The 15,892-nt window shown below is 69.8% G+C and carries 13 protein-coding genes and 2 tRNA genes; 10 read left to right on the forward strand and 5 right to left on the reverse strand.

The window, feature by feature from the left end; all coding sequences use genetic code 11:
* Nucleotides 1–29: 29 nt before the first annotated feature.
* Entirely contained in the window at nucleotides 30–755 is a 726-nt protein-coding gene (locus tag D1369_RS26955; protein ID WP_037900031.1) for an LPXTG cell wall anchor domain-containing protein, read from the reverse strand.
* A 194-nt stretch (nucleotides 756–949) separates the two neighbouring features.
* Here D1369_RS26955 and D1369_RS44580 point away from each other — a divergent pair, with 194 nt between their 5' ends.
* Nucleotides 950–3,754, forward strand: a complete 2,805-nt coding sequence (locus D1369_RS44580; RefSeq protein WP_276147311.1) for a serine/threonine protein kinase — start codon at nucleotides 950–952, stop codon at nucleotides 3,752–3,754.
* Between the two features lie 69 nt (nucleotides 3,755–3,823).
* Here D1369_RS44580 and D1369_RS26965 read toward each other — a convergent pair whose 3' ends face one another.
* Complete coding sequence (locus tag D1369_RS26965) at nucleotides 3,824–5,236, reverse strand: amino acid permease (RefSeq protein WP_037900026.1); 1,413 nt, start codon at nucleotides 5,234–5,236, stop codon at nucleotides 3,824–3,826.
* A gap of 205 nt (nucleotides 5,237–5,441) precedes the next feature.
* On the opposite strand from D1369_RS26965, the gene D1369_RS26970 reads away from it, so the two are divergent.
* Together D1369_RS26970 and D1369_RS26975 are read left to right on the forward strand one after the other, a co-directional pair.
* Nucleotides 5,442–5,927 carry a ribose-5-phosphate isomerase gene (locus D1369_RS26970; protein WP_037900024.1) on the forward strand — a complete coding sequence of 162 codons (486 nt, stop codon included), beginning with the start codon at nucleotides 5,442–5,444 and terminating at the stop codon, nucleotides 5,925–5,927.
* Between the two features lie 230 nt (nucleotides 5,928–6,157).
* The gene (locus D1369_RS26975) at nucleotides 6,158–6,967 is read left to right on the forward strand and encodes a DNA-formamidopyrimidine glycosylase family protein (protein ID WP_007382031.1); all 810 of its coding nucleotides are present in this window, start codon (nucleotides 6,158–6,160) and stop codon (nucleotides 6,965–6,967) included.
* A 10-nt stretch (nucleotides 6,968–6,977) separates the two neighbouring features.
* On the opposite strand, the gene D1369_RS26980 is transcribed toward D1369_RS26975, so the two are convergent.
* Nucleotides 6,978–8,207, reverse strand: coding sequence for a GNAT family N-acetyltransferase (locus D1369_RS26980; protein WP_007382030.1), 1,230 nt, complete (start codon nucleotides 8,205–8,207; stop codon nucleotides 6,978–6,980).
* A gap of 169 nt (nucleotides 8,208–8,376) precedes the next feature.
* Here D1369_RS26980 and D1369_RS26990 point away from each other — a divergent pair, with 169 nt between their 5' ends.
* Together D1369_RS26990 and D1369_RS26995 are read left to right on the forward strand one after the other, a co-directional pair.
* A complete protein-coding gene (locus D1369_RS26990; protein ID WP_007382029.1) occupies nucleotides 8,377–9,558 on the forward strand; it encodes a PP2C family protein-serine/threonine phosphatase in 1,182 nt (393 codons plus the stop codon).
* A gap of 173 nt (nucleotides 9,559–9,731) precedes the next feature.
* Nucleotides 9,732–10,190, forward strand: coding sequence for an HD domain-containing protein (locus D1369_RS26995; RefSeq protein ID WP_007382028.1), 459 nt, complete (start codon nucleotides 9,732–9,734; stop codon nucleotides 10,188–10,190).
* On the opposite strand, the gene D1369_RS27000 is transcribed toward D1369_RS26995, so the two are convergent.
* Nucleotides 10,187–11,314, reverse strand: a complete 1,128-nt coding sequence (locus D1369_RS27000) for an acyltransferase family protein (protein ID WP_007382027.1) — start codon at nucleotides 11,312–11,314, stop codon at nucleotides 10,187–10,189. The two genes, D1369_RS26995 and D1369_RS27000, sit on opposite strands and share 4 nt — an antisense overlap.
* A gap of 365 nt (nucleotides 11,315–11,679) precedes the next feature.
* Between D1369_RS27000 and D1369_RS27005 the strand changes: the two genes are divergently transcribed.
* The gene (locus D1369_RS27005; RefSeq protein WP_007382026.1) at nucleotides 11,680–11,874 is read left to right on the forward strand and encodes a hypothetical protein; all 195 of its coding nucleotides are present in this window, start codon (nucleotides 11,680–11,682) and stop codon (nucleotides 11,872–11,874) included.
* Nucleotides 11,875–11,950: 76 nt separating this feature from the next.
* Here the strand turns inward: D1369_RS27005 and D1369_RS27010 are convergent.
* A tRNA-Gly gene (locus D1369_RS27010) sits at nucleotides 11,951–12,021 on the reverse strand.
* A gap of 375 nt (nucleotides 12,022–12,396) precedes the next feature.
* Between D1369_RS27010 and D1369_RS27015 the strand changes: the two genes are divergently transcribed.
* The 4 genes from D1369_RS27015 (at nucleotide 12,397) to D1369_RS27030 (ending at nucleotide 15,769) form a co-directional block, all read left to right on the forward strand.
* Nucleotides 12,397–12,473 (forward strand) — tRNA-Pro (locus D1369_RS27015).
* Between the two features lie 181 nt (nucleotides 12,474–12,654).
* Nucleotides 12,655–14,043 carry a trigger factor gene (tig, locus tag D1369_RS27020; protein ID WP_007382025.1) on the forward strand — a complete coding sequence of 463 codons (1,389 nt, stop codon included), beginning with the start codon at nucleotides 12,655–12,657 and terminating at the stop codon, nucleotides 14,041–14,043.
* Between the two features lie 369 nt (nucleotides 14,044–14,412).
* Nucleotides 14,413–15,018 carry an ATP-dependent Clp protease proteolytic subunit gene (locus tag D1369_RS27025; protein ID WP_050789879.1) on the forward strand — a complete coding sequence of 202 codons (606 nt, stop codon included), beginning with the start codon at nucleotides 14,413–14,415 and terminating at the stop codon, nucleotides 15,016–15,018.
* A 70-nt stretch (nucleotides 15,019–15,088) separates the two neighbouring features.
* Nucleotides 15,089–15,769: an ATP-dependent Clp protease proteolytic subunit gene (locus D1369_RS27030; protein WP_007382023.1), complete on the forward strand. Its 681-nt coding sequence runs from the start codon at nucleotides 15,089–15,091 to the stop codon at nucleotides 15,767–15,769.
* Nucleotides 15,770–15,892: the final 123 nt, after the last annotated feature.

The following is a 15,892-nucleotide window of genomic DNA, read 5'->3' on the forward strand; positions in this document are numbered from 1 at the left end:
CGCCGGGTTCCTCGGTTTGCCGCTCCGGATCAGACGGTGTGCCGCGGCCGCCGCTGCGACCACCACAGCCCGGCCATGCCCGCCGCCATCAGCGAGGCGCCCGCGGCCCCGAGCGGCAGCAGCTCACGTTCCGCGCCGGTCTTCGGCAACTCGCTCGGGGTGTCCCCGCCCGGTGCCACCGGCTTGTTGTCGGTGCCCAGGAGCAGCGGGGTGGCCGGGGCGTTCGGCGACGGGTTCGTCGTACCGAACGGAACCGGGCCCTGCTGCCAGAACGTCTTCTTCCCGTCGCCGGTCTGCACCGGCAGACAGATCTTTCCGGTCTTCTTGAGATCGAATGTCGCGTCGACGGCGTACGACTTCGACTTACCGGCCGCGAGATTGTCGATGGGGCAGACGAATCCGCTGTTCGAGCCCTCCGGCAGATCCTTTTCTTCGATCGGAGAGCAGCCTTGAACGTTTTTGACCGTAAGGCCGTCGAAACCGACGACCAAGAGCCTGATTTTTCCGCTGTCCTTGCTCCCGTCGTTCTTCACGCCCGCCGTGAGGTCGGTCTTCTGCGAGCTGTTGTCGACGGAGATCTTCTCCGGCAGTGTCGTCGTCAGCTTCACACCGGCCGGCGCCTCGTCAACGGCCTTTCCCCCCTTGCTGCTGGCGGGTCCCTCGTCCGCGCTCGCGGTGCAGGAAAAGATCATCACCGTCGAGAAAGATGCCGCGACCAGCGATCCGGCAATGGTCGTCATACGACGAGAACTCATGTTCGCCCCCCTTGGCTGCGCCTGAATTCGCAGTACTTGAAGAGGTACCACAAGATTTCTCCGCACTATGCTGGTACGGCGCGAAGTGTGACCATTGTGTTCCACTCGGGACATCGTTGAGGGGGTGCAGCGGATTGCCGGGGAATACGGGAGACACGGGAAATGCGAGGCGCGGCGGAGTTCCAGGGCTCCTGGTGACAGGGCGTTATCGCCTGGTCGAGAGTATCGGCCAGGGGGGAATGGGGCGGGTGTGGCGGGCCGCCGACGAAATGCTCGACCGGCAGGTCGCGGTCAAGGAGATGCGGATCGACGGCCTCGACGCGGAGGACACCCGCACCCGCCGTGAACGGACCCTGCGCGAGGCCAGGGCCACGGCCCGGATCGACCACCCCAACGTCGTACGGGTCTACGACGTCGTGGACGAGGGCGAACGCCTCTGGATCGTCATGGAGTTGGTCAAGGGACGCTCGCTGGAACGGATGACCGTGGAGGACGGCCCGCTCGGCCCACGCGACACGGCGCTCCTCGGCCTGGGGCTGGTGCGGGCTCTGCGCCAGGTCCACGCGCGAGGCGTCCTGCACCGGGACATCAAGCCCGGGAACGTCCTGGTGGAGTCCGGCGACCGCACCGGCCGCCGGATCGTGCTGACGGACTTCGGCATCGCCGCGATGCAGGACGCCAAGGCGCTCACCATGGTCGGCATGCTCGTCGGCTCCCCCGACTACATGGCCCCCGAGCGGGTCTCCGGCCGCCCGCAGGGTCCGCCGTCGGACATCTGGTCCCTCGGCGCGACCCTGTGCGCGGCCCTGGGCGGCCGCTCCCCCTTCTCCCGCGACACGACCCTGGCCACGCTGCACGCCGTCCTCTACGAGGAGCCGGAACTCCCCGCGGCGGCGGGCCCGTTGACCGACATCCTCACGGCCCTGCTGGAGAAGGACCCCTCGATACGCCCGAGCCTGGACGAGGCGGAGGCGGCCCTGCACACGGTGGCGTTCCCGGCGCCTACGCCGACTTTGCGGATGGAGGGCGCGCCGGGTGCAGGAGAGGAGGACTCTGCGCGAGGGGCGGAGTCCGGACAGGCTGATGGGGCGCTTCAGTCGGCGGCGGCCTCGGCATCGGAACGGGCGGGGACCTCTGCACCGGCGTGGGCCGAGGGAGAGCTGAGGGGCCCCAAAGATCCGAGGGGGCCGGAAGCTTTTGGGACGCCGGGTGGTTCGGGCACTTCGCCGGCGCGGGGTGCGGGCGGAGTCGCCGGAGCGAGGCAGGCGTCCGAAGGGCTGAGCGGTCCGGGGAGCGCGGAGGGACCCGGTGCGCCGGACGGCCCGGGATCACCGGACTTGCCGGGACCCTTGAGCGATGTGAGGGGAGACGCTCCGGACGCGGTAACTCTGCCGGGACCGCCCGCTGGTTCAACGGACACGTCGGAGCCCCCGCCGGTGAGGTGGACAAAGCAGGAGCTGCCCACACCGGCCGACCCGGAGACGCGGGTCGTACGGGCGGTACGGGATCCGCGGGTGCCGGAGCCGGAGACCGAGGCAGCTGTAGGTGACCCTGCCGAGGTGGAGGATGCGGTGCCGGGCCTCTCGGGTGCGAGTAGCGCCACGCGCTCGCACACGGCGCCGGAGCCCTCGGATGCCGTACCGCCCGGGCATGAGTCCCCGGAGGCGGGTGTGGCCCGAGATCCGGGCTCGTCGTCTGACGGGGCTCGGTCCGTCGCTGCGCCGGACGGGACGGGAGGAGAGGGCTCGGCCCCGGACGCGGCGGACGCGGCCGTAGCCGCGAGGTCCGAACTCGGCCTCCCCGACGAGCCGTTCGCGCCGCCCCGACTCCCGGCGCCGTCGGCCGACCAGCGCGCCAGTGCCTCCACCGAGGCTGTCTCAGAGGAGCGTTCGGAGGTTCGGTCGCAGACGCCGCCCGGGAACTCAGGGGGAGCCGCACTCCGGGCAGGTGCCACCACGACCAGTACGCCCCTCGCGAGCGCCCCCACTCAGGACTCCCTCGCGGCGGGCGTCCCCACGGAGCACTTCCCGATGCCGGACGCGCCGACACGGGACACCCCCACGCACGCGGCCTCCGCTCCCACCCGTGTCGGTCCGGTACCGCCGACCCGCCGCCGACCCCACCACCCCGACCCTGCCCGTCCCGCCCCCGCATCAGAGTCGCGAGGCACCGTCCACCCCGGCTCCAGCAGCGACGAACCCGCCGCCGGCCCCCGTACCGATCCCGGCACCCCCGCCCACCCCCGCCCCGGCCGGGACCCCGACTCCGACCCCGACCCCGCCCTGATCCTGGGTCCCCACCCGCACCGCATCCCCCCGGGCGAACTCCCCGGCCCCGCCCGCCCCGCCACTCCCCGCAGGGGCCGGCGCCGGACCGCCCTGGTCGCCGCCGGAAGCGTGGTCGCCGCGAGTGCAGTCGTCGTCGCGATCATCCTCGCCACGACGTCCGGCTCGCCCGGTGACGACAGGGCGGACAGCTCCACGTCCGCCTCCGCCTCCGCTTCCTCCTCGGCGCCCGGCGCCTCCACCCCCGGCACCCCGTCCTCCACCGTCGAGGGCACCGCCCGCCCCCGTTCGCTCCCACCCGGCGCACACGAGGAGGCCGGCGGATTCGCGTGGAAGACCCCCAACGGCTGGCGGCGGGACGTGAAGACGGGAGCCGAGGTCCACTACACCTCGCCGGACGGACGGCAGGAGCTCGCGGCCAAGTCCTCGCTCGCCCGCGGCGACCTGATGGAGACTTGGAGGACCTCCGAGCAGAACGCCCACCAGGGCCAGGACTACCGCAAGATCCGCTTGGAGGAGACGACGTTCCGCGATCACCCCGCGGTCGTCTGGGAGTACACCTTCACCCTCGGCGGCGTCCCCTGGCACGCCCAACTGCTCGGCTTCAACGCGGGCGACAAGTCGTACCAGATCAACACCTGGTACCAGCCGGACATCGAGACACAGGCTCTGGAGACGTACGAGAAGGTCAAGGACAGCTTCACCGTCCTGTGAGCACACTCGGGAAACGCACACGAAAAGGGCCCCGCGGCACACGCCACGGGGCCCCGCTCACACGTCCGTTCAGCTGACGGAGACCTTGTCCGTCACCTCACCCGCCGGCGCGGCACCCGCCCGCCCGCGTCCGGCCTTCTCCTTCACCACGGCGATGACCAGCACCACCGCCGCGACGAGCAGCGACAGCAGCACGGTCTCCCGTCCGTCGTGCTCCGTGTCGGTCAGCATGTAGCCGAGGACGAACACGATCAACGCGGCCGTCGCCCAGGTCAGATACGGGTACAGCCACATCTTCACGACCAGCTTCTCCGGCGCCTCCGCCTGGATGATCTTCCGCATCCGCAGCTGCGAGAAGCAGATGACCAGCCACACGAACAGGGCCACCGCACCGGAGGAGTTGACGAGGAAGAGGAAGATCTTGTCGGGGGAGAGGTAGTTGAAGAACACCGCGACGAAGCCGAACACCACCGACGCGAGGATCGCGGCCATCGGCACACCCCGGCCGTTGACCCGCGCGAAAGCCTTCGGCGCGTCCCCGCGCTCACCGAGCGAGAAGGCCATCCGGGAGGCGGTGTAGAGGCCGGAGTTGAGACAGGACAGCACCGAGGTCAGCACGATGAAGTTCATGATCTGACCGGCGTGCGCGATCCCGAGGGAGTCGAGCGCGGCGACGTAGGAGCCGTCGTCCTGGATGGACTTGGAGTCCCACGGCAGCAGGGCGACGACAACGAAGATCGAGCCGAGGTAGAAGACCGCGATACGCCAGATGATGCTGTTGGTCGACTTGGTCACGGCCCGCTGCGGGTCCTCCGACTCACCGGCCGCGAGCGTGGCGATCTCGCTGCCCATGAAGGAGAAGACGACGAGCAGCACACCGGTGAGGATGGCGCCGGGCCCGTGCGGCAGGAAACCGCCGTGGTCGGTGAGGTTGGAGAGCCCCGCCTGGTCGGCGTCGACGCCCGGCAGGACGCCGAACACGGCGAGCAGGCCGATGACGATGAACGCGCCGATCGCGACGACCTTGATCCCGGCGAACCAGAACTCGAACTCGCCGTAGGACCCCACGGAGACGAGGTTGGTGGCGGTCAGCACCACCATCACGATCAGCGCCCACCCCCATTGCGGTACGGCGGGTATCCACCCTTCGAGGATCTTGGCGCCGGCGGTCGCCTCGACGGCGAGCACGACGACCCAGAAGAACCAGTACAGCCAGCCGATGGAGAAGCCGGCCCAGCGCCCGAGGGCCCGGTCGGCGTGCGCCGAGAAGGAGCCGGAGTTCGGGTTCGCGGCGGACATCTCACCGAGCATCCGCATCACGAGGACGACCAGCGTGCCGACGAGGGCGTACGAGAGCAGGATGCCGGGGCCGGCGGTGGCGATACCGGAGCTGGAGCCCACGAAAAGGCCCGCTCCGATGACACCGCCGATGGCGATCATCGAGAGGTGACGGTTCTTGAGTCCGGCCTGGAGACCAGTCATACGGGGAATTCCTTCGTGCCTGGTGTGGGGATTCCCGCACGAGCGGTGTACGGGTCGGTCCAGTGAAACGGAGGCAAAGAAGTTCGTGAACCTTTGAATCCAGATTGTTACTTGAGGTTTCCTTGAGGTTCCATTGTCGGGTCCATAGTTTTCCTGGCCGACACCCGGGGCTGCTGCCCCGAAACAGCCGTGTCACACTCATCTCATGCGCGTGTATCTCGGCTCCGACCATGCGGGCTTCGAACTCAAGAACCACCTCGTCGACTGGCTCAAGGCGGCCGGCCACGACGTGGTCGACTGCGGCCCCCACATCTACGACGCCCAGGACGACTACCCGCCGTTCTGCCTCCGCGCCGCCGAGCGCACCGCCGCCGACGCCGACTCCCTCGGCATCGTGATCGGTGGCTCCGGCAACGGCGAGCAGATCGCCGCGAACAAGGTCAAGGGCGTCCGGGCGGCCCTCGCCTGGAGCGAGGAGACCGCGTCGCTGGGCCGCCAGCACAACAACGCCAACGTCGTCGCGGTCGGCGCCCGCATGCACTCCGCGGAGGAGGCGACGAAGTTCGTCGAGACCTTCCTCGCCACCCCGTTCTCCGGCGACGAGCGCCACCAGCGCCGCATCGACATGCTGTCCGCCTACGAGACGACGGGCGGCCTGCCGGCGATCCCGGCCCACCACCCGCAGCAGTAGCCTCCGGCGGTGGGGCGGCGGGGGTTGTCGGCCGGGTGCGGGTGCGTGGGGGCTGGTCGCGCAGTTCCCCGCGCCCCTGACTGGGTCACCTGCGCGAAATCCAGCCCCTTCGGCGTTTGAGGAGCAGGGGTCGAAGGGGGGCAGCGCCCCCTGGTGACGGGACGGGTAGGGGCGGCGGGGGCGAAAAAGGCCGGCAGCCACCCCCACCGGCAGACGACGAAGGAGCCACCGTGCCTGAAGGGCACACCATCCACCGCCTGGCCCAGGACTACGCCGCCGCCTTCCAAGGCGCGAAACCCCACGTCACCAGTCCGCAGGGCAAGTTCTCCGACGCCGCCGCCCTCCTCACCGGCTCCGAACTCACCCGCACCGAGGCCCACGGCAAACACCTCTTCCTCGGCTTCCGGGACACCGACTGGGTCCACATCCACCTCGGCCTCTTCGGCAAGGTCACCTTCGGCCCGGCCCCCGCACCCCCGCCCACCGACACGGTCCGCCTCCGGCTCGCGAACACCACGGCCTACGTCGACCTGCGCGGCCCCACGACCTGCGCCCTGATCACCCCCGCCGAGAAGCGGTCGATACACGACCGCCTCGGCCCGGACCCCCTCCGCGAGGACGCCGACCCGCACACCGCGTACCGGCGGATCTCCCGCAGCCGTACGACGATCGCCGCCCTGCTGATGGACCAGAAGGTCATCGCGGGCGTGGGCAACGTCTACCGCGCTGAGGTCCTCTTCCGGCACCGCGTCGACCCGTACCGCGCGGGCAAGGACCTCACTCCCGCCGAGTGGGACGCGATCTGGGCCGACCTCGTCGAGCTCATGCGCGAGGGCGTCCGGAACAACCGCATCGACACCGTCCGCCCCGAGCACACCCCGGAGGCGATGGGCCGCCCGCCCCGCGTCGACGACCACGGCGGCGAGGTCTACGTGTACCGCAGGGCCACCCTGCCCTGTCACATCTGTGGCGGCGAGATCCGCACCGCCGATCTCGCCGCCCGCAACCTCTTCTGGTGCCCGGCCTGCCAGAGCCGGTGAGGACAGGGCCCTAGAACCCGTGCGGCAGCCAGGGCGCCACCGCCGACCCGAACCCCACCGCCGCCTCGGCCAGCGCCCCCTTCCGCACCTCGCGCACCAGTCCGGCTCCCGCCAGCGAGGCGAGGCTCACGCCGCCGAGATAGGCCGCTCCCAACTCCCGTACGGACAGGGCGAGATCGGCCGTGTCCGTGGTACGCGCGCACGACGCGCCCTTCGCGTCCCCGCTGAGCCGCCAACGCCCGCTGTTCCAGGGGCAGAAGGAGTCCTCGACCTCCAACACCACGTCCACCGGCGTCTGATAGGTCCGCGCCTCCAGCGCGGCCCCCACGTCCACCAGCCGCACATGCAGCGAGTCCCGCACCAGCAGCGAGCAGCGGCGGACGTCGGAGACCAGGTACTGCCAGGCCTCGTCGACCGGTCGCCGCCGGGCGTCGATCCGTGAGGTGAGGTCGAGGTCGAAGAGGAATCGCCACAGCGCGCCGTGCGTGGCCGGATCCAGCGCCTCCAGGTCGGAGACCACCACCGTGCCCTTGGGCCCGGCCGGCTCCCAGTCCGCCTTGACCCGGTACCGCACGAACCCCACGACCTCCCCGTCCCGCTCCGCCACCACGCACTGCAGCGGCGAGGCACCACCCCGGTCGCTCTCCGGGTCGAGCAGCCACAGCCGCTCCCAGCCCGGGACGCGGGCGACCATCCCGGGCCGCCGGGGCACGAGCCGGGCGTACACCGCCTCGCACGCGTCGAGCACGTCGGCGGGCGCCGCGTACCGCAGCCGTACGTCGTCCGTGCCGGGCGGCACGGACAGCCGTACCCGGGTCGTGTCGATCTCGGCGTTGACGTGGTAGGTGCCCACGCCGTACCCGAACCGGCCGTAGATCACCGGCTCGGAGGCGGTGAGCACGGCCAGCGGCTCGCCCCAGGAGCGCACGTCGTCCAGCTGGCGGCGCATCATCGAGGTCAGCAGCCCGCGCCGCCGGTGCGTGCCGGCCACGCTGACCATGGTGACGCCGGCCGCGGGCACGGAGGCGCCGCCCGGCACGGTCAGCCGGAAGCCGAACGCCCCCGCCGTCCCCACGCACCGCTCGCCGTCCCAGACGCCGATGGAGCGGTCGTACGCGGTGAGCTCACGAAACAGCTCCCGCTCCTCGGCCGACTCCGGAACCCCGCCGAAGGCGCGGATCAGGCTGCCGTACCACTCGTGCCAGTCGTCCTGCCGAAGCACCCGCAAGTCTGTCCCCATGAACCATGCCTACCAGGGCGTTGCGGGAGGAGCGAGAGAATTTCGCCGGGGCCCGTCGTGAGCCGTGGCGGGTACCGCCCTTGAACCACTGTGAAGTTGAACCTCGCACGGGGGACAAGTCGTACCTCCTGTGCCAAGCAGGGGGTTCGACGGATAAGGTCCCGAACTAATGGCAGCAGGACGAGAGCGGCGCGCGGAAGCCGATACGTTCACGGCCCGGTTGAAGATGCAGTGGCACCGGGTCCGCGTCGGGCTGCGCAGAAGCGCCGTGGACTACTTCCGCGGCGACGGCTCGGACTGGGTCGCGCTCGCAGGGCTGCTCCTGACCGTCCCGGTGATCACGGCCGTCACCTTGATGAACTCGGTGTGGTGCTCACCGTCCGCGCTGGTCCTGCCCATCGTCGCCGGCGGTCTGCTGCTGCGCCCGGCGAGCCTGCTCGGTCTGTACGCGGCGGCCGCGACCGCCCTGATCGTGGAGTCGGTGCGGCTCGGGCCGTACACCGAGGGGCCGTCCCGGGTCACCCCGGGCGTGGTCCTGGTCGTGGCCGCCTGCGGCTCCTTCGGCCTGCTGATCGCCCAGTTCCGCAGCCGGGTCGGGGTGCCCTGGCGGCGCGGCGGCACCATGCTGTTCGACCTGCGCGAACGCATCCGGGTGCAGAGCAAGCTGCCGCACCTGCCGCAGGGCTGGCACCGGGAGATGGCGCTGCGTCCCGCGGGCGGGCAGTCCTTCTCCGGCGACTTCGTGGTCGCGGCCCGTACGAACGGCGGCCGGACGCTGGAGGTCGTCCTGACGGACGTCTCCGGCAAGGGCATGGACGCGGGATCCCGTGCCCTGCTGCTGTCCGGGGCGTTCGGCGGCCTGCTGGGTTCGCTGCCCCCGCACGCCTTCCTGCCCGCCGCGAACGGCTATCTGCTCCGCCAGGACTGGGACGAGGGCTTCGCGACCTCGATCCACCTGGTCCTGGACCTCGACTCCGGCGACTACGAGCTCTACTCGGCCGGCCATCCGCCGGGGCTTCAGCTCAGCGCGGGCAGCGGCCGCTGGGAGGAGAAGGCCGCGGAGGGTCCTCTCCTCGGTGTCTACGACGGTGCCCAGTTCGACCCGGTCAAGGGATCACTGCGTCCCGGTGACGTCCTGATGCTCTTCACCGACGGTCTGGTGGAGACGTCCGAACGCGACATAGTCGAGGGCATCGACCGGCTGACCGGGGAGGCCGACCGGTATGTGGCCGGCGGCTTCCACGGCGCCGCCTGGCATCTGATCGAGGCGGTGGCGAAGGACGTCAACGACGACCGGGCGCTGCTGCTGATCTGCCGCGAGGGGCCCACGGCTCAGGCGATGCCGCACTAGCCGTCCGCCTTACCTGTCTTTGTGTCGGCTGTGTCGTTCGTGTAGTTCGTCCCGGGAGGAGCCGTACCTACCGCGGCTCGTCCACGGGGCCTACGCGGGCACGACCATCGCGCTCGGCCTCACCGTGGTCGGCCCCGGGCCCGCGCGCCGCTGCGGCGCGACACACTGGAGGAATGACCGACGAGTTGACCCTGGCCGAGGTCGAGGCTCTCGCCCGCGCCGCACACGAGGGCCAGACCGACAAGGCCGGCCGGCCCTACGCTGAACACCTGAGGGCCGTCGCCGAGGGCGTACGCGCGCGAGGCGGTGACGACGACCAGATCGCGGCGGCCTGGCTGCACGACGCCGTCGAGGACGACGCCCTTCCCGAACACTGGCTCGACGAGGCCGCGTTGAGCCGTCGTACGAAGGACATCGTGCTCGCCGTCACCAAGCGGGCCGGAGAGCCGCCCGAGGCGTACGCCGGGCGCATCCTGGCGACCCCGGGCGCGCTACTGGTGAAAGTAGCCGACCTGGCGCACAACGCGGACCCGGCGCGCCTGGCGGTCCTCGACGAGGCGACCCGCACACGACTGACCGAGAAGTACGCGGGAATGCGTGCGCTTCTCGGTCTGAGCCGCGGGTCCGTCTAGACGCCGGCCTTCTCGCGCGGCGCCGCCTTCCGCTCGCGCGCCCGGGCCACGTCGGGGGCGTCCTTCTTGAACGCCCAGTTCATGTCGGGCTCCATCACGAACCGGAAGACCCGGCGCACCGGCGCGGTGCACAGCAGGGTGACGGCGATCGCCGCCAGGGCGCTCACGAAGAGCTCACCGGCCGGCCGGTGCAGCCAGGCGTGGTCGAACCAGTCCGCGAAACCGGCGCCCTTGATCAGGAAGCCGTGCAGCAGATAGCCGTACAGCGTGCCCGCGCCGAGTGCGGTGAACCACATGCGCCGGCCCGGCACCCAGGCGAAGAAACAGGCCGTCAGCAGCAGCGAACTGCCGAACATGGCCAGCACCATGACCGGGCCCGTCCACCAGGGCGCGCCCATCTCCTGGACGGCGTTGCGGTGGTAGAACCACTCGGTGTTCATGCGCGGCACCGCCCACCAGCCGACCGCGAGGGCGGCCGCGAACACCGGCACCGCCACGATCCGCACCGAGCGCCGGCGCACCATTTGGAAGTGCTCGGGCTTCATGACCAGGCCCAGCACGAAGTACGGCAGGAACTGCAGCACCCGCTGGAGATCCAGGTCGTCGCCGATGTCCGGGGTCACGGAGGCCAGCATCGCGATGCCGAGCGCGAGCGGCAGCGGCCACCGCACCAGCTTCCATATCGGTGTGGTCAGCCGCCAGATGAACAGCGCCACCAGGAACCAGGTCAGGAACCACGGGTCCAGGAGGCTGATCTCCATGCCCGGGTCGTGGTCCGCGTAGCGCTTGAAGAGGGAGTACGCCGTCTCGAAGACGATGTACGGCACCGCGACACCGGTGACGAGCCGCTTCAGCCGGTCCGGCCGCATGTCGAAACTGCGCGAGAAGAAGCCGGAGATGACGATGAACGCCGGCATGTGGAACGAGTACACGACCGTGTACACGCCCTCCAGGATCCGGCTGTCGCCCTTGAGTGGCTCCCAGGAGTGCGCGACGGCCACCAGGACGATCGCCAGGTACTTGGCGTTGTCGAAGAAGGCGTCGCGTTCTCTGCCGGGAGGCGCGGTTTGCGGGCTCTCGGGCGAGCGCGGACGGGGGACGGCGTCGGCGGCGGCTGGAAACATCTGAGGCACCCTAGCCCCGGCTGTGTGTTTCCGTAAATCCAGCCGTCTCGTGGCCGGTTGTTCACTTCTGAGCCGTCTTCAGCAGGCCTGTATTGTCAGGATTAATCCCCCTGAAAAGCCGCATAACCGTGGCTGTCGCACCACTGTGGCGATGCTTCGAATTCCCTGCGGACGGAATGTGCGGACGAGGTGACCGGAGACCGAAGGGAACCGGCCAGGGGGTGCGGGGCGTGTATCGGCATGGCCAAACGTTGGCTCACCGGCCGCATATGCGGGCCGCGTTGGTGGCACGATGGTTCTGGCGGGGGTCGCGGGGTCGCGTCCCCGGGCCGGGAGAGCGGGACCGACCGAGGGTGTGATCAGTTGTGGCCATTTCGCTGTCAGTGGTGCTGCTGTTGGGGATCATCCTGGTGGTGTTGATGCGGGGAGGCTCCATCAAGGCAGGCCCCGCCATAGTCGCGGTGCTCTTCGGCTTCTTCCTCGCCTCCACCGGCATGGCCGACGACATCCAACGCTTCCTGGACTCGATAGCGGAGACCATCAACTCGATCCAGTTCTAGCCCCGCACCACGGGACGGACACATCGAAAGGCCTCCGGCCCGATCCCCTGGGGGACCGGGCCGGAGGCCTTCTCGGAGCGGGCGACGGGAATCGAACCCGCGTAGCTAGTTTGGAAGACTAGGGCTCTACCATTGAGCTACGCCCGCACAGCAGGCGCCGCGGTCAGGTGACCGACGGCACGAATGCATCGTACCGGGTCGTCACCCCTCGCCGCACACCCCTTCCGTCCGACTCACGGACGAGCGTGGGTGTGACACCTGACCCCCTCGTGCCACACCGGCCACACCGGCCACAGCGGCACACGGCCCGGGATCGTGTGCGGCCGGCTGCGATGCGCCCGGCCGCGAGGTACGGCACCGTGTCCGCCCGCCCGCGGCGCGTGGCGTCCGGGTTCGATTCATCCGGCCCGGCAGGGCTTGGAGGCCGCTCAGGTGGGCGGTGTCGGACCGTTCCCGGGCCCTGGCTCGGGAAATGCGGCAACCCCGCTGCCTGCGGGCATGTACCCTACGTGTCGCACCAGACGGGGTGTGGCGCAGCTTGGTAGCGCGTCCGCTTTGGGAGCGGAAGGCCGTGGGTTCAAATCCCGCCACCCCGACCACCTGCGCGATCAGCTCGCGTGACCGAGTCCGTGATCGCCTTTGGGGCGTGTCGCCGCTGCCGTTACTATGCAAGCTGCACGCCCGTGTGTCTCTCCTACTAGAAGTCCTCCGGGCGGCTATCCGCCGGAGCCGTTCTGGCCCCGGCAGAATCCGAGAAGTCAGCCACAAGGAGACCGAACCGTGAAGAGCGCCGTGGAGACCCTGAACCCGACTCGGGTTCGGCTCAGCATCGAGGTGCCCTTCGAGGAGCTCAAGGACAGCCTCGACGCGGCGTACAAGAAGATCAACCAGCAGGTCACGGTGAAGGGCTTCCGGAAGGGCAAGATCCCGGCCCGCGTCATCGACCAGCGGTTCGGCCGCGGTGCGGTGCTGGAGGAGGCCGTCAACGACGCGCTTCCCAAGTTCTACACCGAGGCGGTCAACGAGGCCGAGATCGACGTCCTCGGCCAGCCCGAGGTCGACATCACCGAGCTGAAGGACGGCGAGACGCTGAACTTCACCGCCGAGGTCGACGTCCGCCCCGCCATCGAGATCCCGGACTACTCCGGCATCGAGGTCGAGGTCGACGCGGTCGAGGTCAGCGACGAGGACGTCGACAAGGCCGTGACCGAGCTGCGTGAGCGCTTCGCGTCGACCTCCCCGGTCGAGCGCGCCGCCGAGGACGGCGACGTCGTCACCATCGACCTGGAGGCCAAGGTCGACGGCGAGGTGCTGGAGGACGGCGTCGCCAGCGGCGTCTCCTACACCATCGGCTCCGGCGAGCTGCTGGACGGCATCGACGACGCCGTGAAGGGCCTGGAGGCCGGTGGCGAGGCCACCTTCGCCTCCGAGCTCAAGGGCGGCTCCGCGGCCGGCAAGGAGGCCGAGGTCACCGTCAAGGTCACCCAGGTCGCCGCCCGCGAACTGCCCGAGCTGGACGACGAGTTCGCGCAGCTCGCCTCCGAGTTCGACACCCTCGACGAGCTGAGGGCCGACAGCCGCAAGCGCCTCGAGAACATGAAGCAGTACGACCAGGCCACCCAGGCCCAGGAGCGCGTCCTGGAGAAGCTCCTGGAGCTCGTCGAGGTGCCCGTCCCCGAGAAGCTCCTCGAGGACGAGATCAACACCCGCAAGCACAACCTGGAGCACCACCAGCTCGGCCAGATGGGCCTCGACCTCGAGAAGTACCTCGAGATCCAGGGCAAGACGGTCGAGGAGTTCGACACCGAGACCAAGGAAGCCGCGGTCAAGGGCATCAAGACCCAGTTCGTGCTCGACGAGCTCGTCAAGCGCGAGAAGCTGAACGTCAACCAGGAGGAGCTCACCGAGCACCTCATGCGCCGTGCCGCCTCCTCCGGCATGTCCCCCGACCAGTTCGCCCAGGCGGTCGTCGAGGGCGGTCAGGTCCCGCTCCTCGTCGGCGAGGTCGCCCGCGGCAAGGCCCTGGCCGTCGTGGTCGAGGCCGCCACGGTCAAGGACACCAACGGCGAGGTCATCGACCTGGACGACGACGAGGACGAGACGGCCGAGACCGTCGAGGCCGCCTCCGAGGAGACCCCGGCCGAGGCCGAGGAGAAGACCGAGGGCTGAGCCCACGGCATCTCGAACGTCGTAAAACGCGGCGAAACGTCGGCGAACCTCGGCGAACGTCGTAGGAAGGGCCCCGGAGACGCATGTCTCCGGGGCCCTTCCGGCATGGGGCCCGAGGACCCGGCCCGGGGCGTGGGGAACCGCGCGGCGAGCCACGAATCGCCCGCGCGCGGCACCGGACCGGCGATACCACGGCGCTACGCCCCCGGCGAACACCCCCCTTACCGGGATTCCCCAAGGGGACCAGCGCGTTAGGGTCCATGAGTACCAGGGCAGGGAAGTCCCTCGAACTGCCCAGCCCCCGGACGGGAACACGTGAGACGGCCCGGCGCCGTCGTAAGACGAGCAGGTGGATACGTGACGAATCTGATGCCCTCCGCCGCCGGCGACCCCTCCATCGGTGGTGGCCTCGGTGACCAGGTCTACAACCGGCTGCTCGGCGAGCGGATCATCTTCCTCGGCCAGGCGGTCGACGACGACATCGCCAACAAGATCACCGCGCAGCTGCTGCTCCTTGCCGCTGACCCGGAAAAGGACATCTACCTCTACATCAACAGCCCCGGCGGATCGATCACCGCGGGCATGGCGATCTACGACACCATGCAGTACATCAAGAACGACGTGGTGACCATCGCCATGGGCCTCGCGGCCTCCATGGGCCAGTTCCTGCTCAGCGCGGGCACCCCCGGCAAGCGCTTCGCGCTGCCGAACGCCGAGATCCTGATCCACCAGCCGTCCGCCGGCCTCGCCGGTTCGGCCTCGGACATCAAGATCCACGCCGAGCGGCTGCTGCACACCAAGAAGCGCATGGCCGAGCTCACCTCGCAGCACACCGGCCAGACCATCGAGCAGATCACCCGCGACTCGGACCGCGACCGCTGGTTCGACGCCCACGAGGCCAAGGAATACGGCCTCATCGACGACGTGATCGCCACGGCCGCCGGTATGCCGGGCGGCGGCGGCACCGGGGCCTGAGCCCCATGCGGGGCCACAACACCCCCGCGCAGCCCCTCAGCCGACCGCCCAAGCCCCTAGGAGACAGACAGTGAACGACTTCCCCGGCAGCGGCCTCTACGCCCGCACCGAGGCCGAGTACACCGGCCCGCGCGCCGAGTCCCGCTATGTGATCCCCCGTTTCGTCGAGCGCACCTCGCAGGGCATCCGCGAGTACGACCCGTACGCGAAGCTCTTCGAGGAGCGCGTGATCTTCCTCGGCGTGCAGATCGACGACGCCTCCGCCAACGACGTCATGGCGCAGCTGCTGTGCCTGGAGTCGATGGACCCCGACCGGGACATCTCGGTCTACATCAACAGCCCCGGTGGCTCCTTCACCGCGCTGACCGCCATCTACGACACGATGCAGTTCGTGAAGCCCGACGTCCAGACGGTCTGCATGGGTCAGGCGGCCTCCGCCGCGGCGATCCTGCTGGCCGCCGGTACGCCCGGCAAGCGCATGGCGCTGCCCAACGCGCGGGTGCTGATCCACCAGCCGTACAGCGAGACCGGTCGCGGTCAGGTCTCCGACCTGGAAATCGCCGCCAACGAGATCCTCCGGATGCGCGCGCAGCTGGAAGACCTGCTGGCCAAGCACTCCACCACGCCGATCGAGAAGATCCGCGAGGACATCGAGCGCGACAAGATCCTCACGGCTGACGACGCCCTGGCGTACGGCCTGATCGACCAGATCATCTCCACCCGGAAGATGAACAACGCCGCCGTCCGCTGACGCGGCCCCGTAGGATATGCCGCCCCTTGGCACAGTGCACGTCAAAGTGAACCCTGCCAAGGGGGGCCCGAACGGGGGGCCCGGCAAGGTACCGTCGGACATAAGGCAGCACCAGGAGCCGCT

Origin of the sequence: Streptomyces sp. CC0208 (assembly GCF_003443735.1) — a bacterium.
Taxonomy (GTDB): Bacteria; Actinomycetota; Actinomycetes; order Streptomycetales; family Streptomycetaceae; genus Streptomyces; species Streptomyces sviceus.